This is a genomic window from Arthrobacter sp. 135MFCol5.1, assembly GCF_000374865.1.
In the GTDB taxonomy this organism is placed as follows: Bacteria; Actinomycetota; Actinomycetes; order Actinomycetales; family Micrococcaceae; genus Arthrobacter.
The window spans coordinates 192,943-212,006 of the sequence record NZ_KB895455.1 but is presented as its reverse complement, the minus strand read 5'-3'; the positions used below and the strand labels follow the sequence as shown (position 1 = coordinate 212,006).

Here is a 19,064-nt window from a genome sequence, read left to right as displayed (position 1 = left end):
GAACTAGGCGAACATGGGCTCATCTGCCCCAGCAACCTTTTTCTGTAGGAGCACCGTGCCAAGCAAGGCCAAAACCGGCAAGAAACTCGTGATTGTGGAGTCTCCGGCCAAGAGCAAGACCATCGCCAAGTACCTCGGCGAGGGCTTCATCGTAGAGGCCTCCATTGGTCACATCCGCGACCTGCCGCAACCGTCCGAACTCCCCGCCGAGCTGAAGAAAACGTCGGTGGGCAAGTTCGCCGTCGACATCGACCACGACTTCAAGCCCTACTACGTGGTGTCTCCGGACAAGAAGAAAAAGGTGACCGAGCTCAAGGCAGCGCTCAAGGACGCCGACGAACTTTACCTCGCAACCGATGGGGACCGCGAAGGCGAAGCCATCGCGTGGCACCTGCTCGAAGTGCTCAAGCCCAAGGTTCCGGTCTACCGGATGACGTTCGGCGAAATCACCAAGGAAGCCATCCAGCGCGCCATGGGCAACCTGCGCGATGTCGACCAGGACCTGGTGGATGCGCAGGAAACCCGCCGCGTGCTGGACCGCCTGTACGGCTACGAGATCTCCCCGGTGCTGTGGCGCAAGGTGGCCCGCGGCCTGTCCGCCGGCCGCGTGCAGTCCGTGGTCACGCGCATGGTGGTGGACCGCGAACGCGAACGCATGGCCTTCAAAGCCGCCTCCTACTGGGACCTGACCGGCCAGTTCGGCGCGGACTCGGGCTCGTTCAAGGCCAAGCTCGCCGCCGTTGACGGCGCCAAGGTGGCCAGCGGCCGCGACTTCAACGACAACGGCGAGCTCACCGCCAAGAACGTGGCCCACCTCAACGAGGAGCTTGCGACGTCCCTCGCCGCCGGGCTCCAGGATGCGGACTTCCGCGTCCGCTCGGTGGACACCAAGCCGTACACCCGCCGCCCGGCCGCGCCGTTCACCACCTCCACCCTCCAGCAGGAGGCCGGCCGCAAGCTGCGCTTCTCCTCAAAGAGCACCATGCAGGTGGCCCAGCGGCTCTACGAAAACGGCTACATCACCTATATGCGTACGGACTCGTCGGCGCTGAGTGACGAAGCCATCACCGCGGCGCGCCGGCAGGCCTCGGAGCTCTACGGGCCGGAATACATTCCGCAGTCCCCGCGCGTCTACTCCAACAAGGCCGCCAACGCGCAGGAAGCGCACGAGGCCATCCGCCCGGCAGGAGACTCCTTCCGCACGCCGGCCCAGGTTGCCAAGCAGCTCTCCGGGGACGAGTTCCGCCTGTACGAGCTCATCTGGAAGCGCACCGTGGCGTCCCAGATGGGCGACGCCAAGGGCTCGACGGCGACCATCCGCCTGGGTGCCATTGCCGCCGACGGGCGGGACGCCGAGTTCTCCGCCTCCGGCACCGTCATCACCTTCCCCGGCTTCCTGGCCGCCTACGAGGAAGGCAAGGACGAGACCCGCGGCGATGACGAGTCCGACGAAGCACGCCGGCTCCCGAACGTGGCCAAGGACGACTCCCTCACCGCCGCGGACATCCAGGCGGTAGGCCACGAAACCTCGCCGCCGCCGCGCTACACGGAAGCGTCCCTGACCGCCGAACTGGAAAAGAAGGGCATCGGCCGCCCGTCGACGTACGCGTCCACGATTTCCACCATCCAGGACCGCGGCTACGTCCGGAAGCAGGGCTCCGCGCTGGTGCCCAGCTGGATCGCGTTCTCGGTGATCCGGTTGCTGGAGCAGCACTTCAGCGACTACGTGGACTACGAATTCACCGCCGACATGGAAGGCGACCTGGACAAGATCGCCAACGGCCAGGAGGCAGGAGCTTCGTGGCTCCGGCACTTCTACTTCGGCGAAGACTCCGACCCCGGACTGTTGAGCATCGTCAACAACCTGGGCGAGATCGATGCCCGTGAGATCAACTCCATCCCGATCACCGACGACATCACCTTGCGGGTGGGCAAGTTCGGCCCGTACCTGGAAAGTTCGGCAGCCGTCGTCGATCCCAAGACGGGCGAGATCGTGGAGTCGGCCCGGGCCAACGTGCCCGAGGACCTGGCCCCGGACGAACTGACCGCAGCCAAAGCCATTGAGCTGATGGAGACTGCGGCGCCGGAGGAGCGCGTGCTCGGTGCAGACCCGCACACGGGACACACTGTCGTGGCCAAGAACGGCCGCTACGGCGCCTACGTCACCGAGATCATCCCGGAAATGACCGACGAAGACCTGGCCAAGCAGCCGGTGGAGTACTACAAGAACGGCAAGCCCAAGCCGCCCAAGAAGCCGGTCAAGGCCAAGCCGCGCACGGGTTCGCTGTTCAAGTCCATGACCGTGGAGTCCGTGACGCTGGACGAAGCCCTGCAGCTCATGAGCCTGCCCCGCGCGCTGGGCGAGGACGCCGAAGGCAACCTCATTACCGTGCAGAACGGCCGGTTCGGTCCCTACCTGAAAAAGGGCACGGATTCGCGCTCGATCGGATCCGAAGAGGAAATCTTCACCATTACCCTGGAGCAGGCGCTGGAGATCTATTCACAGCCCAAGCAGCGCGGCGCCCGTGCCGCCGTGCCGCCGCTGGCCGAGTTCGGTCCGGACCCGGTGTCGGAGAAGAACATCGTGGTGAAGGAAGGCCGGTTCGGTCCGTACATCACCGACGGCATCACCAACATCACGGTTCCGCGTGCCACCTCCCTGGAGGAACTCACCCGGGAACAGGCCGTGGAACTGTTGGCCGAGAAGCGCGCCAAGGGCCCGGTCAAGCGGACGGCCACCCGCAAGGCACCCGCAAAGAAGAAGGCAACGGCCAAGAAGTAGTGCCTGGCCGGCGCGTTTGCGCCGGCCACCGGATCGTGATCGGGTAGACGGTATGACTGAACAGCCCGCGCACACGGATCTCCAGCCGCTCAACGACCTTGAGGAGAAGCTCGCCACCGGCGGGCAGGAAGACGCCAATCCCGTTGACGTCATCCTGTCCTTCCTGAACAGCGAGGTCTACATCATCAGCTCTGACACGGTGGAAGGCGTGGACTCCCAGGTTGAGCCGCTGGTCCTTGCCAACGCCGACGGCCGCCCCGTCCTCGCCGTGTTCTCGCACCCCACCCGGGTGGACCAGCAGTACCTGGAAGCCGCACCCAACGTGCTGGGCACGCAGGGTGCAGCCATCATCGCCAACCTTGGCGACGAACTGGGCATGGTGATCAACCCCGGCGCCGCCTACGGCTTCGAGATCGATCCTGAAGGCGTGGCGAACATCCGGCGCGACTTCAAGCGCGCCGACGAGCAATAATGTCCCCATGCGTCTAGGCGTCCTCGACATCGGGTCCAACACCGTCCACCTGCTCCTGGTGGACGCCCACCCCGGTGCGCAGCCTGTCCCGTTTGCGTCCCACAAGCGGCCGTTGTCCCTGGTCCAGTACCTTGAACCGGACGGCAGCATCAGCGACGAAGGACAGCATGAGCTGACCGAGTTCGTCCTGGAGGCCTGGGAATTCGCGGCCCGGCACAAGGCCGAAGACCTGCTGGCATTCTGTACCTCGGCCATCCGCGAGGCCACCAACGGCCCCGCCGTCCTGGCCCGGGTCAAGCACGAGACCACGGTGACCCTCCAGGAACTCACCGGGAGCGAAGAAGCGTCCATGACGTTCTTCGCGGTGCGGCGCTGGCACGGGTGGGGCGCCGGCCCCATCCTGAACCTGGACATCGGTGGCGGCTCCTTCGAAATGGCCTTCGGCCAGGACGAGCTTCCTGAGGTGGCCACCTCCGTGCCGCTCGGCGCCAGCAGGCTCACCCGCGACTGGTTCCCCGAGGACCCGCCGTCGGCCAAAAGCGTCAAGGAACTGCGGCGCTACATCAGGGCCACCCTCAAACCTGCTGTCCGGGAATTCGACGGCCTCGGCCGGGCCAACGTGGTGGCAGGCACCTCAAAAACGTTCCGCTCCCTGGCCCGGATCGCCGGGGCCGCGCCCAGCGCCGAAGGCCCCTACGTCAAGCGCGAACTGCACGCCTCGGACCTGGGGATCTGGACCCAGCGGATCTCGGCCATGAGCTCCGAGGACAGGCTGCATCTCCCCGGTGTATCCGAAGCACGGGCGCACCAGCTCCTTGCCGGTGCACTGGTGGCCGAAGCCGCCCTGGAGATGTTCAAGTTCAAGAAGCTGCGCATCTGCCCCTGGGCTTTGCGCGAAGGGCTCATCCTGCGCCGCCTGGACCAGCTGGTCTTCGCCGGGCCGCTGGAACCGGCGCCCCATGTGGCCGCGTCCCGCCCGGTGGAACCTGCCATCTAGCAACCAAGCGTTCGGCCGGGCAGCGACACCAGCCGCGCTTAGATGCGGAAGCACCGGGGCCGGCAACAGGAAAATGGGGGAAAACCTGTTGCCGAGCCACCGGTGCCCTGGCAGGCATCCCCATGCCTGCCGCATCACTCGCACCCTCAATGAGGTAATAACTACGTTAGGACCCCAAGTTGTGCGCTGCCTGCGCTGAACATGGGAGTTGCCTGTGAATGCATGCGTACTGCAATGATGGAGGCATGAGCAACCGAATTGCATTCCTTGGCTGTGGATCCATGAACGAGGCCATTCTTGCCGGCCTGCTGGAGGCCGGGACGGACCCCGGGGATGTGGTGGCCACCGTCCGCCGCGCGGAGCGCGCCTCGGAACTCGCCGAACGGTACCCGGGAATTACCGCGATCGCCGGCGAGGAAGAACCAGACAACAACAAACAGGCCACCAAGGGATCCGCCGTCGTCATCCTTGGCGTCAAACCGGTGGGAATTGCTGACCTGGCCCGGGAAATCGGCCCGGCCCTTTCGCCGGATGCCGTGGTGGTCAGCGTTGCCGCGGCAGTATCCATCGCCCAGCTCGAAGCCGCGCTCCCCGCCGGCCAGCCGGTCATCCGGACCATGCCCAACACGCCGGCAAAGCTGGGCCGCGGCGTGGTGTCCGTCTCGCCGGGAACCCACTGCACTCCCGAGCAGCTCCGGAAGGTCAAGGACATCCTGCAGGGCGCCGGGACGGTGGTCGAAGTGCCCGAAGAGCAAGTGGATGCGCTGTCAGCGATCAGCGGCTCGGGCCCGGCGTACGCCTTCTACCTGGCCGAGGCCATGGCGTCGGCGGGGGAGGAGTTGGGCCTGGACCGCGAGCTGTCCCTGCTCCTTGCCCGCGAAACGGTGGCCGGCGCAGGCTTCATGCTCGCCGAACCGGGTGCGGATCCCTCCGCGCTGCGCAAAGCGGTCACCAGCCCCAACGGCACCACGGAACGGGCCATCGCCACGTTCGACGAACAGGGCATCCCGGCCATCATCGCCGCCGGCGCCAAGGCGGCAGCGGACCGGGCGGCGGAAATCACCAAGCAGCTTGGGTAACGGAGGCTGGGCTTTGTCGAAATCCGGTTTCGACAAGCCCAACCACCGGGGACCTTATGGCCGGGCGGCGAACCGTTCCAGCAGGTCGACGTGCCCGGAGACAATGAGCATGTCCCGCGAGGACACCTTGGTCTCGGGCCGGGCGTAGGTGAAATCCTCGCCCGGGGACTTCACGCCCACAATCGTCACACCGTACTTGGAGCGGACCTTCGACTCGTCCAGCGTGAACCCCACGGTCTCCCGCGGCGGGTACATCTTCACAATGGCGAAGTCGTCGTCGAACTCGATGAAGTCCAGCATCCTGCCCGAGACCAGGTGCGCTGCCCGGACTCCGGCGTCGGCCTCCGGGTAGATCACGTGGTTGGCCCCGATCCGCGTCAGGATCTTGCCGTGCGAGGGGGTGATTGCCTTGACCCAGAGGTGTTCGATTCCCAGGTCCACCAGGTTGACGGTGATCAGCACGGAGGACTCGATGGACGTCCCCACCCCCACCACCGCGGAACTGAACTCCTGCGCGCCCAGCTGGCGCAACGCGTCGATGTTGGTGGCGTCAGCCTCCACCACGTGGGTCAGGAGCGGGGCCCATTTCTGCACCAGGTTCCGGTCGCGTTCGATCGCGAGTACTTCCCGGCCCTGTTTGACCAGCTGCTCTGCCGTGGATGATCCGAAGCGGCCCAGCCCGATCACCAGCACCGGGGCGTTGTGGGCGGGGCGCCGCGGGGCGTCTGTGGAACTAGCCAATGATGGGCCTCTCTTCGGGGTAGTGGTACAACTGGCTGCGCTGGCGCAGGGCCAGGGCGGCTGCGAGGGTCACGGTTCCTACGCGGCCCGCGAACATCAGGGCCGCGAGGACGTAGACGCCGGCAGGGGGCACCTCGGCGCTGAGGTTGGTGCTCAGGCCCACCGTGGCGAACGCGGAAATGGTTTCGAACAGCACCCGGTCAAGCGACTGGCCGCTGATGGCCAGGAGCAGGAAAGCGGACACTGACACCAGGGTGGCGCCGGCCACGATCACCGAGATGGCCACCCGCATGCTTCCTTGCGGGATGGTCCTGCCGTAGACCTTGACGTCCGCGTCACCGCGGGCCTCCGCGACGATGGCCAGGAACATCACGGCGATGGTGGTGACCTTGATGCCGCCCGCCGTCGACGCGGAACCGCCGCCGGCGAACATCAGGGCGTCCGTCAGCAGCATGGTGGTGGAATCCATCTGGTTCTGGTCCACCAGGTTGAAGCCGCCGGAACGCGTCATGACGGATGCGAACAGCGCGTGGGTGATCTTGTCGCCCACATCCATGGTGCCGATGGTCCGGACGTTGTCCCACTCCATCAGCGCCCAGAGGAACGCCCCGGCCACCAGGAGGATCAGCGATACCTGGATGGTGAGCTTGGTGTGCAGGTTCCACTTTTTCCAGTTCAAGCCGTTTTGTTGGAGGACCATCACCACGGGGAAGCCCAGGCTGCCCAGGAAGACGCCCACCATCAGCGGGATAAGGATCCACAGGTCCGTCTCGTAGGGCACGATGCCGTCCGAGTGCGGGGTGAAGCCGGCGTTGTTGAACGACGAAATGGCATAGAAGATGCCATGCCACACCGACTGCCAGAAGGGCTCGCCCAGGGTCAGGAACCGGGGAACGAGCGCCAGGGCCAGGACGCCCTCGATGACCACGGAGGTGGTGATGACGATCCGGAGCAGGGTGCCCACCTCACCGAGGCGGCCGGCGTTGTTCATGGATTCGGCGGCAATGATCTTCCCGCGCACCCCCAACCGCTTGCTCACCATCAGCGCCAGCAGCGAGGCCAGCGTCAAGGTACCCAAACCGCCGATGAAGATGCCCACCAGGATCACCAGCTGGCCGAAGAAGGACCAGTGCACCGCCGTCGACACCACCGTTAGTCCCGTCACGCAGACGGCCGAGACGGCGGTGAACAGGGCCTCGTGGATGGGGGTGGCGGTTCCGTTGGCCGAAGCCACGGGCAGGGACAGCAGGAACGTGAACACCATGCAGACCGCGGCGAACGCCGTCAGGGCAAGCCTGGCAGGGGAGGTGTTGGCGATGTCGTCGATGAAGTCGCGAAGCCGCGTGAAGATCCAGAGGCCCTCCCGCTCCTGCGCTGGGGGGTGCCAGCTGGCCGGGGTCCGGGGCCTTGACTGGCTCTGCGTCATGTGTGGCTTTTCCTCGGTCGAAACTGCTTCCCCCAGTAGTAAACCACTAAAGCCCGGCTTCATGGCCCGGCTGGGAGTCCGGCGGGCTCGGGTAGCCTGTGATTGATGACATATCTGCCCGGTCTAAGCCAGCCCGCGCCGCCGACGATGGTGGCGTGGAGCCCTGACATGACTGCCTACAACTTTGGTCCGGGCCACCCCATGGCACCGGAACGGATGGACCTGACGGCCCGCCTGGCGCGCAGCCTGGGGCTCTTCGACCTGGACCATGTGGATGTGCAGGCGCCGGAGACCGCCTCCGACGCGGAACTGGAAGCGGTTCACTCGGTGGATTATGTCGCGGCGGTGCGCAGGGTCAGCGCCGACCCCTCCCGGCCGGACGAGTCCCGGGGGCTGGGGACCGAGGATGACCCGGCTTTCGCGGGAATGCATGAGGCCGCGGCGCGGCTTGCCGGCGGATCCCTGATGGCCGCCCAGGGCGTGCTGGAGGGCTGGGCCGTGCATGCGGTCAACTTCGGCGGCGGCATGCACCACGCCGCCCGGGACCGTGCCAGTGGATTCTGCATCTACAACGACGCCGCCCTTGCCGTCCAGCGGCTCCTCGACGGCGGCGTGGGAAAAGTGGCCTACATCGATGTCGATGCCCACCACGGCGACGGAACGCAGAACATCTTCTGGGACGATCCCCGGGTCCTGACGCTCTCGCTGCACGAAACAGGACTGACCCTCTTTCCCGGAACAGGGTTCGCCAACGAGATCGGCGGCCCCGCAGCGGAGGGAACAGCCGTCAACGTTGCCCTGCCCGCCGGCACCGGGGACGCCGGCTGGCTCCGGGCGTTCTACGCCATCGTGCCGCAACTGGTGGGCGCGTTCGAACCGGAGGTCATCGTGAGTCAGCACGGCTGCGATTCACACCGCAGCGACCCCCTCACCCACCTCAACCTCAGTGTCGACGGGCAGCGCGAGGCCGCGAACGCCATCGCAAACCTGGCCGAACGGTTCTGCGGGGGCCGGTGGATCGCCACCGGCGGCGGCGGCTACAACGTCCTGGATGTGGTGCCGCGGTCCTGGAGCCACCTGGTGGCGATCGCCGCCGGGCGGCCAGTGCCGCTGCGCACCGCCGTCCCGGAAGACTGGCGGCTCTATGTGGCGGAGAAATTCGGGACCGTGGCCCCCGCGCTGATGGGGGATGACGTGGAGCTGTGGTGGCGGTCCTGGGAAGTGGGCTTCGACCCCAACGACGCCGTGGACCGTACCGTCATGGCGACCCGCAAGGCGGTGTTCCCCTTGCACGGGCTGGACCCCTGGTTCGACTAGCGGCTCCGGTGGTGCACCGGAGCAGTGGGGTACCGAAATAGTTGATGCCTTTCGGCGTATATGTCGCTAGGGTGGGAGGCATGGTGACAGACGACGTATTTGCCGTCATAGCGGAATCCACCCGGCGGGAGATCCTGGTGGCCCTCCGGGCGGGGGACAAAGCAGTGGGGGAGCTGGTGGAGGAACTGGACGCCAGCCAGCCCACCATTTCCAAGCACCTGAAGGTCCTGCGGGAAGCGCAGCTGGTCAGCATGCGCGCGCAGGGCCAGAAGCGGTACTACGCCTTGAACCGGGGTCCGCTGGAGGGCATCGCAAGCTGGCTGGAGACGTTCGACGTCGGCACGGCCGCCAAAGCTGCCTCCTCGCCAACCAGCGCCTCACCAAAGAACGGCGCCGCAGGGAACACCGCATCAGCGGCGAAGGGCAGGCCAGCGGCGGCCGCCGCGGCGGGCCTGGCGGAGGCACCCGCCGCCGTCGTGCCGGGGCATGTGGCGCCTCGCCAGGAGGACGCCGCGGCGGGCGTCCTGGCGCGCGAGGGAGCAGAACTGAGTCCCGCCGTCGTCATTCCCGGCGGAACAGCAGCCCCGTTGAGCGATGACAGCGTTCCGCAGCAGATCGGACGCAGTGTTGGCCGCGCGGCCACCAAAGCCGCGGACCTGTTGGCAAACCTCCCCAACCTGCCCAAGTTCGGCCGCAAGAAATAGGGTGGACGCCGGCGGCTGGGTGCCTCGAAACCCGGGTTTCGGCACGCCCAGCCGCCGGCCCCCGGCTCAGTGCTTGCCCAGCAGCCGCACGTGGTCCGGCGTGAGTCCCGAAACGGAACTGACGCCCAGCAGGGCCATGGTGCGTGCCATGTCCTTTTCCAGGATCTCCAGGGCGCGGTCCACGCCGGCCCGTCCGCCGGCCATCAGGCCGTAGAGGTAGGCGCGCCCAATCAGGGTGAAGTCCGCGCCAAGGGCAAGGGCGGCCACGATGTCGGCGCCGCTCATGATGCCGGTGTCCAGCATGATGGCCGCGTCCGTGTGGTCCTTGGTGAAGGCCTCCTTGACCTCGGGGAGCAGGTGGAACGGGATGGGGGCCCGGTCCAGCTGGCGGCCGCCGTGGTTGGAGAGCACCACGCCGTCTGCGCCATGGTCCACGACGCGGCGGGCGTCCTCCACCGTCTGGATGCCCTTGACCACCAGGTTGCCTTTCCAGGTGTCGCGCAGCCAGTCCAGGTCCTCGAAGGTGAGCGTGGGATCGAACATGGAGTTGATCAGGTCCGCCACGGTGCCGGTGTAGCGCGAGAGCGAGGCGAAGGTCAGCGGCTCGTGGGTGAGGAAGTTGAACCACCAGGCCGGCCGGTAGGAGGCATCCAGGACAGTCTTCAGGGTCAGTGCCGGCGGGATGGTCATGCCGTTGCGGACGTCGCGGAGGCGTGCACCGGCCACGGCTGTGTCCACGGTGACCATGAGGGTGTCGTTGCCGGCCTTGGCGGCGCGCTCGATCAGTTCCAGCGAACGGTCGCGGTCCGTCCACAGGTACAGCTGGAACCAGTTCCGGCCGTTGGGTGCGGCTGCTGCCACGTCCTCAATGGACGCGGTGCCCATGGTGGAGAGCGTGTAGGGGATGCCCGCTGACTCGGCGGCCCGGGACCCGGCGTATTCGCCCTCGGACTGCATCATCCGGGTGAATCCGGTGGGGGCGATGCCGACGGGAAGCCGGGACGGTTTGCCGAGGATGGTGGTGCTGAGGTCGATGGCAGAGACGTTCCGCAGGATCCCGGGCCGGAATTCGATGTCCAGGAAGGCCTGGCGGGCCCGGCGGAGGGTAATTTCCTCCTCGGCTGCTCCGTCCGTGTAGTCGAAGGGAGCTTGCGGAGTACGCCGCTTGGCGATGTCCCGGAGTTCCCAGATGGTGCTGGCCCGCTTGAGCCGGGCATCCTTGCTGAACTCCGGCTTCTTGAACTGCATCAGCGGAGCGAGGTCCGAGTACTTGGGCACGCGGCGCTTCAGGGCGGGGGGCACGTCGGACGACGCCGGCGCCTTGGCGGGTGCGTGCGCTGCCGGGATGTCCGTGGTGTCCGGGGCCGGGGCGGCCTCCGGGTTGCCGGGCTGGATGATGTGGGTCATGGCGTCCTCCTGTGGTCCAACCACACTGTAGGCCATGTGGTCCAACCACATCAACTACCATTGGCCGTATGCGAACCCATCAGCTGGTCCTGGCGTGGATCGAGGACCAACTCTCTGCCGGCCGGCTGGCCGTCGGCGGCAGGCTGCCTGCCGAACGGACCCTGGCCGAGCAGCTCACGGTCTCCCGGACGTCCGTGCGGGAAGCCATCCGGATCCTCGAGGCGATGGGCGTGGTCCGCGCGGGTGTTGGGTCCGGCCCCGATGCCGGGACGGTGGTCATCTCCGATCCCACCGCGGCGCTCGGCTCCGCCCTCCGCCTGCACGTTGCCACCCAGCACCTGCCCGTGGCGGACATTGTGGAGACCCGCGTCCTGCTGGAGTCCTGGGCTGCGGGCAAGGCACGGCCGGATGCCCCCGAACTCGACGAGGCCGCGGCCCTGCTGGCCGGGATGGACCAGGCGGAAGGCCTGTCGGTCGGTGACTTCCTGGCCCTCGATGTCCGCTTCCATTTCGCGCTGGCCAACGCCGCCGGCAATGCGGTGGTCAGCGCCATGATGGGATCCCTCCGCGAGGCTATCCAGGGCTACGCCGCAGAGCTGACGTCTAACCTGCCCGACTGGGACGCCACCGCCTCCCGTTTGCGCGCTGAGCACCACGCCATCCTTGCCGCGGTCCGGAAGGGCGACGGCGGCCGGGCGGCGGAACTGGTGGCGGCACACATCGAGGGGTATTACCGGGAAGCGGGCCTGGGGGCCGGGTCCCGGGAACCCTAGCCGTGGACGGCGCTCCGTGGCGCCTTGGCCGGGCCGCTGCTGGCCCGGACTTCCAGCCGCGGCTGGAACCGGCTGCCGGGCACCTCGTTCCCTTCCTTGCGGATCAATGCCCGGAGCTGGTGCCAGGCCTGCTCGCCCAGTTCGGTGATGGGGACGGCCGCGGTGGTGAGCGCCGGCGTCGTGTACTTGGCGAAGGGGATGTCGTCGAATCCGGTGACGGAGATGTCGCCGGGCACGTCCAGGCCCCGTTCATGCAGTCCGCTCATCAGGCCCATGGCCACGAGGTCGTTGAAGGCGAGGATGCCGGTGGCCCCGCTCGCCAGGACCGCGTCAACTGCTTCATGTCCCGTGTCGAAGTCCGAGCCGCCCTCAAGCATGGTTACCTCCACCTGCGGGTGGGCGGCCTTGAAAGCCTCCAGGCCCTTGAGCCGCATGCCGTTGGATGCGCTCCGCGGAGGCCCTGCCAGGAAGGCCAGCCGGGTGTGCCCCAGCTCCACCAGGTGTCCGGCGATGTCCTGGACGCCCTGCCCGTAGTCCACCACCAGGCTGGGCACGTCCGGCGCGTCCGTGGTGCGGTTGATCAGCACCAGCGGGTGCAGGGACGGCGCGATCTCCGTTAGTTCGGCGTCGGACATGCGGGGGGCGCAGAGGACCAGTCCGTCGCAGCGGCGGCGCGCTTCGCCGGCCAGGATGGACTCCTCGCTGGAAACCTCGAACGAATCCGCGATCAGCACCCGGTAGCCGTCCTGTGCCGCGGCCCGGCTGAGGCCGCGAAGGATCGCCTGGAACGTGGGGTTGGCCAGATCCGGCACCACGATGCCGATGGTGTCCGTCTTTCCCAGTGCGAGGCTGCGGCCCACCGGGTTGGGCTGGTACTTCAGTTCGGCGGCGGCTGCGCGGACCCTGGCGGCGACGTCCGGGTCCACGGTGAAGTTCCCGTTCATGACACGCGAAACCGTGGCGTGTGAGACTCCTGCCTTCACGGCGACATCCGCGATGCCGATCCGGCCGCTTGCCGATTTCCTGGCCATGGGGAACCCTTCTGTCGCGCCACTCCGGACGGATGCTGCCGGCTGCGTTAGGCGCCGGGCCAACAAGCCCCGGGTGGCAGGTGCTTTTGGAAGACAGCATATACGGCAGCCGGAAAGCGATTTCTATCCTTTTCCCGGCAGTTTTCCGCCGGGGAGGGCTCCAGCGCTGCGCGCTTGCTCAGAAAACGCTTTCTGTTAGCGCCCGGAGTGGTTGACGGATGGGCGGGCGGGTTGATACAACTTCTATAGCGAACTGAGAAAACGCTTTCTCAGGCAGGTGCAGCAGAGTGCCACCGCCGAACCGCAGCGGCCGCCCCGGCGGCCGGGCAATGAGCTTTCGAAAGGGACCCCCACATGGTCAACACAGCCGAGACGACGTCGGCCGCAGCTGCTCCCCACACGGCTGCCGGCAGCCCCACCTCCGACGGCCGCAAGGCGCGCCTTGCCCTGGTGGGCACCGGAGGGCGTTCTGAAATGTACATCCGCGCAGTGTTCGGCAAGCACGCCGACACCGCGGAACTGGTCGCGTTCTCGGACGTGAACCCCGGCCGCGTGGAGTTCTACCAGGGCCTCATCCAGGAACTCGGCGCTCCCGGCCCCATTGCCTCGTTCGATCCGGCGGACCTGACGGCCTTTATCCAGGCCAACCACATTGACCGCGTCGTGGTGACCACTCCGGACTACACCCACGCCGACTACATCGTCGAAGCCCTCAGGGCCGGCGCGGACGTAGTGGTGGAAAAGCCGCTCACCATCGATGCCGAGGGCTGCCGCCGCATCACCAAAGCGGTCCAGGAAACCGGCCGCAATGTGGTGGTGACGTTCAACTACCGCTACTCGCCCCGCAACAGCGCCCTGAAGGAGATCATCCAGAGCGGCGTGATCGGCAAGGTCACCTCGATCGACTTCAGCTGGGTCCTGGACACGGTCCACGGCGCTGACTACTTCCGCCGCTGGCACCGCGAGAAGAAGAACTCCGGCGGCCTGCTCATCCACAAGGCGTCCCACCATTTCGACCTCGTCAACTGGTGGATCGACGACGTCCCGGAGCGCGTCTTCGCCTCCGGCGGCCTGAAATTCTATGGCGACAAGAACGCCGCCGAACGCGGGCTGGGCCCCCGCCCCGAGCGCGGAACGCCCGACGCCGGTGCGCCCGCCGGTGACAAGGACCCGTTCGCGCTGGACCTCCGCGAGGACGAACGGCTCAAGGCGCTCTTCCTGGACAACGAACACTACGACGGCTACCGCCGCGACCAGGACGTCTTCACCGGCGGCATCACCATCGAGGACAACCTGGCACTGGTGGTTGAGTACCAGGGCGGGCCGCGCCTGAGCTACTCCCTGAACGCGCACAGCCCGTGGGAAGGGTACCGGGTGGCGGTCAACGGCACGGAAGGCCGGGCTGAGCTTGAAGTGGTGGAACGCGCCGCCGTCCTGCACAGCACAGACAAGAAGACAGTGGTGGACCCGAGCGCAACCCCCGTGGAGGAAGAGGACGCCGTCCGCCGCAACGGCGAACGGCTGGTGGTCCAACGCCACTGGGAGGCCGCGTACGAGGTCCCGATCGTCAATGGCGAAGGCGGCCACGGCGGGGGCGATGAGCTCCTGCTCTCGGACCTCTTCAACGGCCCGGGTGAAGACCCGTTGGGCCGCCCCTCCGGCTACCTCGACGGGCTGCGTTCGGTATCCGTGGGCATCGCCGGCAACCAGTCGCTCGAGACCTCGCTGCCCATCCGCGTGGAGGACCTGGACCTCGGCGTCGATCTCCGCCGCGGCAAGTAGGGGCGAACCATGAGCAGGATATTCGTTACCGGCGGCTCCGGCCGCCTGGGACGCAGTGTTGTCGCAGGGCTCGCCCAGGCGGGCCACGAGGTGGTCTCCGTGGACCGGGACGCCGTGCCCGCCGGCCAGCTGCCGCCCGGCGTCGTGCAGGAAACCGCGGACCTCCTGGCGCCGGGGGAGGCGCTGCGCCTCCTCCGGGAGTCAAGGCCCGACGCCGTCATCCACCTTGCAGCGATCGCCGTCCCTTTCAGCGCGCCGGAGGACGTCATCTTCGCCACCAACACCAGGCTCGCCTTCGCCGTGATCAGCGCGGCCACCGAGCTGGGCGTCCCGAAAATCATCACCGCCAGCAGCCCCACCGTGCTCGGTTACGGCTCGCCCGCGGGCTGGCTTCCGTCGTCGTTCCCGCTCGACGAGCGGACGCCGCCGAAGCCTTGGAACGCCTATGCGCTGTCCAAGCTCATCGCCGAACAGACAGTGCAGATGTTCGCCGCTGCCCAGGGGGAGCGGATCCGGTATGCGGCATTCCGCCCATGCTTCGTGATCTCACCGGAGGAATGGGAGGGGGCGCCCACGCAGCAGGGCCACACCCTGGCTGAACGCCTGGCCGATCCCGCCCTTTCGGCGCCGGCCCTGTTCAACTACGTGGACGCCCGGGATGTGGCGGACTTCCTTGACCTGCTGCTCCGGAAAATGACGGACATTCCCAACGGCGAAACCTTCTTCGTCGGCGCCGCGGACGCCCTGGCAACCGCGCCGCTGGCCGAGCTCATGCCCCGCTTCCTGCCGGGCAGCGAAGACATCAGTGCGGGCCTGACCGGGACCAGCCCCGCGTTCTCCATCGCCAAGGCACAGGAACTCCTGGGCTGGCAGCCGCGGCGCAGCTGGCGCACCGAACTCACGTCCCGCCACACCCTCAACGACGAGGCTTCCGCGCTGGTCACTGCCGGCGGCGGAAGCAAGGAGACACCATGAAATTCGACGGCGTACTGTTTTTTCCCGTCACCCCGTTCACGGCCGAAGGCGCCGTTGACGTCGCACTGCTCAAGGAACACATCGCCTCCCGGCTGCCCTATGGCCCGGGCGGCGTCTTCCCTGCCTGCGGCACCGGTGAATTCCATGCCCTCAGCATCGACGAGGTCCGCACCGTGGTGGCGGCCGCCGTCGAGGTCGTCGCCGGAAAGGTCCCCGTGGTGGCCGGGGCGGGTGGGCCGCTGGGCCACGCCCTCGCTGCCGCCCGGGTGGCCGAGGAAGCCGGCGCCGACGCCCTCCTGGTGCTTCCGCCCTACCTGGTGACCGGACCCACCGACGGCCTGGTGGCCTACATCGAGGCTGTCGCCGATGCCAGCAGCCTGCCGGTCATTGTCTACCACCGCGGCAATGCAAAGTTCACCGCCGCGTCCATGGCGAAGCTGGCCGCCAATCCCAAGGTCATCGGCTTCAAGGACGGCCTGGGCGACGTCGGCCTTGCCCAGGAAATCGTGTCCGCCGTCAAGGCTGCCGGCCGGGAGGAGTTTGCGTTCTTCAACGGCCTGCTCACGGCGGAACTGACGCAGGGCGCCTACCGGGGCCTGGGGATCCCGCTGTATTCGTCGGCAGCATTCGCGATGGCGCCGGAGATCGCCAAGGCGTACTACGACGCCTACGTATCCGGGGATGAAGACCGCCGCAATGCCTTGCTGGAGGGCTTTTACGCGCCGCTGGTCCGCCTGCGCGACCAGACGCCCGGGTTCGGCGTCTCCCTGATCAAGGCCGGCCTGCGCCTGGGCGGCCTTCCGGTGGGCCCCGTGCGGCCGCCGCTGGTGGATCCGACGGAGGAGCAGCTCGTGGAGCTCAAGGCCATCCTGGCCAAGGGCTACGAGCTGGCCGGACACTGATGAGCGCACCGGCGGCCGAAACCATCCGCACCGTCCCGCGCATCACCGGCCTGTCGACGAGGCTCCTTACCGTTGCGCTGCGCCGCAGCTGGGGCGCGGAGGCACCGGAGAACCACGTGATCGCCACCGAGATCTCCACGGACGACGGCGGCACGGGCTTTGGCTTCTCCTGGACGCCTACCATCGGTCCCCAGGCAGTCAAGGCGTTGCTTGACCACGACATCGCCCCTTTCGTGGCCGGGCTGCCCGCAACCCCCGAGGGTGTGTGGGACGTGCTCTGGAAGCGGCTGCACGAGGCCGGCGGCGGAGGGCTCACCACCATTGCCATGGCCGGTGTGGACCTTGCATTGTGGGACCTGCAGGCCCGCCGTGCCGGCATGTCCGTCACGGGCCTGCTGGGCCAGCGGCAGGAGTCAGCCGAGGTTTACGGTTCCGGCGTGAACCTGCACTACACCCTGGAAGAGTTGGTGGCGCAGGCCGAACGCTGGGTTGCCGCCGGCCACCAGGCAGTGAAGATCAAGGTGGGCAAGCCGGACCTCCGCGAGGACCGCGAACGCGTTGCCGCCGTCCGTTCCGTCCTGGGCCCGGACCGCAGGCTCATGATCGACGCCAACCAGCGGTGGGACCTGCCCACCACCTTCCGGGCCCTCGACGTACTTGCCGAATTCGGGCTGGAATGGCTGGAAGAACCTCTCCGCGCGGATGACCTCTGGGCCTACCGAAGGCTCCGCAAACATTCGCCGGTGCCCATTGCCCTTGGCGAAAACCTGCACACGATCTACCGGTTCCGCGATTTCATCGAGGCGGAGGCGGTGGACATTATCCAGCCCAACATCATCCGGGTAGGCGGCATCACCCCGTTCCGGCGGATCGTGGAGCTGGCACGGACCCACAGCATCAAGGTCATGCCGCACCTGCTGCCGGAACTGTCCGGCCAGCTGGCATTGACCTTGGCGGAGCCCACCATGGTGGAGGATGTCGAGGAGGCATCCTTCGAACAGTTGGGGATCCTGGCCGGGCCATCGCCGGTGAGGTTCGCCAACAGCAGGGTGGCCCTGGCGGACCAGCCCGGACTGGGCTTCCGTTTCCGGGACGCACCTTAACCACCGACGCACATCCACAGAACAGGTACCTGACGTGACAACTGCAACGCTTTCCCTGTCCGAACTCACCGCCGCCGCGACGGAGGCCGCCCGGACCGCTGCTGCGGCCACCGATGCCGAGCGCGCCGCGTGGCTTCACGCGGCGGCGGACGCGTTGGACGCCAACGCGGCCGAACTGGTGGAAATCGCCGATGCCGAGACCAGCCTGGGTGTCCCGCGCCTGACGGGGGAAGTGGCCCGCACCACAGGCCAGCTGCGCTTGTTCGCACGCGTGATCACCGAGGGCTCCTACCTTGAAGCCATCATCGACCACGCGGACCCGTCCTCCACCCCGCCCAAGCCGGACCTGCGCCGCATCCTGCGGCCCATCGGGCCGGTGGCGGTCTTCTCGGCGTCGAACTTCCCGTTCGCCTTCTCCGTGGCAGGCGGGGACACGGCCTCGGCCCTCGCCGTCGGCTGCTCCGTGGTTGTCAAAGCCCACTCAGGGCACCTGCGGCTCTCCGAGCGGACCGCCGGGATTGTGGCTGAGGCGCTTCGCGGCGCGGGTGCCCCGGAAGGCCTGTTCGCCCTGGTCAGCGGCCGCGAGGTGGGAACGGCGCTGGTCCAGGACCCCGCCATCAAGGCCGTGGGCTTCACCGGGTCCATTCCCGGCGGCCGCGCCCTGTTCGACCTCGCCACCTCCCGCCCGGATCCCATCCCGTTCTACGGAGAGCTGGGCAGCCTCAACCCGGTGGTCATCACCGCGGCAGCACTGAAGGCCCGCTCCGCGGAACTCGCCGCCGGCCTGGCAGGCTCCTTCACCCTTGGGGCCGGCCAGTTCTGCACCAAGCCGGGCCTGGTGTTCATCCCAGCCGGAACCTCCTTCGCAGCCGAGGTAGCGGACGCCAGCAAGGACAAGCCCGCGGCCGGGATGCTGACCAGCCGCATCGCCGAAGCCTACCCGGACGGGCTGCGCAGCTTCGCAGCCGTGGAGGGCGTGCAGGTGGTGGGCGGCAGCGTTGACCAGGACGCGGCAGCCAACGGGGCTGCCCCGGTGGTGTTCGCCACCGCCGCGGCCAAGGTCCTGGAGCGACCCGGGCAGCTGCTTGAAGAATGCTTCGGGCCCACCACCATCCTCATCGAGTACAAGGACCAGCAGGAACTGTCTGCTGTCCTGGCGGAGGTTCCCGGCAGCCTGACGGCCACCGTGCACGCAGAGCCGGAGGAGGACATCGCCGCCCTGGTGGAGCAGCTCGCCGGCCTGGCCGGCCGGGTCCTGTTCGATGGCTGGCCCACCGGCGTCGCCGTGAACTGGGCCCAGCAGCACGGCGGCCCGTACCCTGCCACCACCTCGCTGTTCACCTCGGTGGGTGCGACGGCGGTCCGCCGCTTCCAGCGCCCCGTCGCCTACCAGGACGCCCCGGAAAGCGTCCTGCACCCGGCGCTCCGTGACGACAATCCGCTGGGGATCCCGCGCCGTGTGGATGGGGAACTGCGGCTCCCGTAACAACGCCCGCTCACATACTGCAGCTAAACACGAAACGCCCGCTCACTTATGGCCGTAAAAACGGCCATAAGTGAGCGGGCGTTTCGA

At 67.6% G+C, this 19,064-nt stretch carries 16 protein-coding genes; 12 read left to right on the top strand and 4 right to left on the bottom strand.

The window, feature by feature from the left end:
- The first annotated feature begins 55 nt into the window (after nt 1–55).
- The 4 genes from topA (at nt 56) to proC (ending at nt 5,330) form a co-directional block, all read left to right on the top strand.
- Nucleotides 56–2,782 carry a type I DNA topoisomerase gene (gene topA / locus C563_RS0109555; protein ID WP_018761827.1) on the top strand — a complete coding sequence of 909 codons (2,727 nt, stop codon included), beginning with the start codon at nt 56–58 and terminating at the stop codon, nt 2,780–2,782.
- Nucleotides 2,783–2,834: 52 nt separating this feature from the next.
- Nucleotides 2,835–3,254 carry an SseB family protein gene (locus C563_RS0109550; protein WP_018761826.1) on the top strand — a complete coding sequence of 140 codons (420 nt, stop codon included), beginning with the start codon at nt 2,835–2,837 and terminating at the stop codon, nt 3,252–3,254.
- Nucleotides 3,255–3,261: 7 nt separating this feature from the next.
- Nucleotides 3,262–4,251 (top strand): Ppx/GppA phosphatase family protein, encoded by a 990-nt coding sequence (locus tag C563_RS0109545; protein ID WP_018761825.1) that lies wholly within the window; start codon nt 3,262–3,264, stop codon nt 4,249–4,251.
- Nucleotides 4,252–4,496: 245 nt separating this feature from the next.
- Nucleotides 4,497–5,330, top strand: a complete 834-nt coding sequence (gene proC, locus C563_RS0109540) for a pyrroline-5-carboxylate reductase (protein WP_018761824.1) — start codon at nt 4,497–4,499, stop codon at nt 5,328–5,330.
- A gap of 54 nt (nt 5,331–5,384) precedes the next feature.
- Here the strand turns inward: proC and C563_RS0109535 are convergent, their stop codons facing one another.
- Entirely contained in the window at nt 5,385–6,023 is a 639-nt protein-coding gene (locus C563_RS0109535) for a potassium channel family protein (protein WP_018761823.1), read from the bottom strand.
- A 40-nt stretch (nt 6,024–6,063) separates the two neighbouring features.
- Nucleotides 6,064–7,497: a TrkH family potassium uptake protein gene (locus tag C563_RS0109530; protein ID WP_018761822.1), complete on the bottom strand. Its 1,434-nt coding sequence runs from the start codon at nt 7,495–7,497 to the stop codon at nt 6,064–6,066.
- Between the two features lie 105 nt (nt 7,498–7,602).
- Between C563_RS0109530 and C563_RS0109525 the strand changes: the two genes are divergently transcribed.
- Together C563_RS0109525 and C563_RS0109520 are read left to right on the top strand one after the other, a co-directional pair.
- A complete protein-coding gene (locus C563_RS0109525; RefSeq protein ID WP_026264598.1) occupies nt 7,603–8,814 on the top strand; it encodes an acetoin utilization protein AcuC in 1,212 nt (403 codons plus the stop codon).
- 80 nt (nt 8,815–8,894) lie between these two features.
- Nucleotides 8,895–9,518: an ArsR/SmtB family transcription factor gene (locus C563_RS0109520; RefSeq protein ID WP_018761820.1), complete on the top strand. Its 624-nt coding sequence runs from the start codon at nt 8,895–8,897 to the stop codon at nt 9,516–9,518.
- 66 nt (nt 9,519–9,584) lie between these two features.
- On the opposite strand, the gene C563_RS0109515 is transcribed toward C563_RS0109520, so the two are convergent.
- A complete protein-coding gene (locus C563_RS0109515; protein WP_018761819.1) occupies nt 9,585–10,925 on the bottom strand; it encodes an alpha-hydroxy acid oxidase in 1,341 nt (446 codons plus the stop codon).
- 68 nt (nt 10,926–10,993) lie between these two features.
- Here C563_RS0109515 and C563_RS0109510 point away from each other — a divergent pair, with 68 nt between their 5' ends.
- Entirely contained in the window at nt 10,994–11,698 is a 705-nt protein-coding gene (locus C563_RS0109510; protein ID WP_018761818.1) for a FadR/GntR family transcriptional regulator, read from the top strand.
- On the opposite strand, the gene C563_RS0109505 is transcribed toward C563_RS0109510, so the two are convergent.
- Nucleotides 11,695–12,729 (bottom strand): LacI family DNA-binding transcriptional regulator, encoded by a 1,035-nt coding sequence (locus C563_RS0109505; protein ID WP_018761817.1) that lies wholly within the window; start codon nt 12,727–12,729, stop codon nt 11,695–11,697. The genes C563_RS0109510 and C563_RS0109505 overlap by 4 nt on opposite strands.
- 354 nt (nt 12,730–13,083) lie before the next feature.
- Between C563_RS0109505 and C563_RS0109500 the strand changes: the two genes are divergently transcribed.
- Genes C563_RS0109500 through C563_RS0109480 form a run of 5 tightly spaced genes read left to right on the top strand, consistent with a single transcriptional unit; the run spans nt 13,084 to nt 18,977 of the window.
- Nucleotides 13,084–14,511: a Gfo/Idh/MocA family protein gene (locus C563_RS0109500; protein ID WP_018761816.1), complete on the top strand. Its 1,428-nt coding sequence runs from the start codon at nt 13,084–13,086 to the stop codon at nt 14,509–14,511.
- Between the two features lie 9 nt (nt 14,512–14,520).
- Nucleotides 14,521–15,486, top strand: a complete 966-nt coding sequence (locus C563_RS0109495; protein WP_018761815.1) for an NAD-dependent epimerase/dehydratase family protein — start codon at nt 14,521–14,523, stop codon at nt 15,484–15,486.
- Complete coding sequence (locus C563_RS0109490) at nt 15,483–16,388, top strand: 5-dehydro-4-deoxyglucarate dehydratase (protein WP_018761814.1); 906 nt, start codon at nt 15,483–15,485, stop codon at nt 16,386–16,388. Before C563_RS0109495 ends, C563_RS0109490 begins: the two co-directional genes overlap by 4 nt.
- Nucleotides 16,388–17,491, top strand: a complete 1,104-nt coding sequence (locus C563_RS0109485) for a mandelate racemase/muconate lactonizing enzyme family protein (RefSeq protein WP_018761813.1) — start codon at nt 16,388–16,390, stop codon at nt 17,489–17,491. The genes C563_RS0109490 and C563_RS0109485 overlap by 1 nt, the downstream gene beginning before the upstream one ends.
- A 34-nt stretch (nt 17,492–17,525) precedes the next feature.
- Nucleotides 17,526–18,977, top strand: a complete 1,452-nt coding sequence (locus tag C563_RS0109480; protein WP_018761812.1) for an aldehyde dehydrogenase (NADP(+)) — start codon at nt 17,526–17,528, stop codon at nt 18,975–18,977.
- The last annotated feature ends 87 nt before the right edge of the window (nt 18,978–19,064 follow it).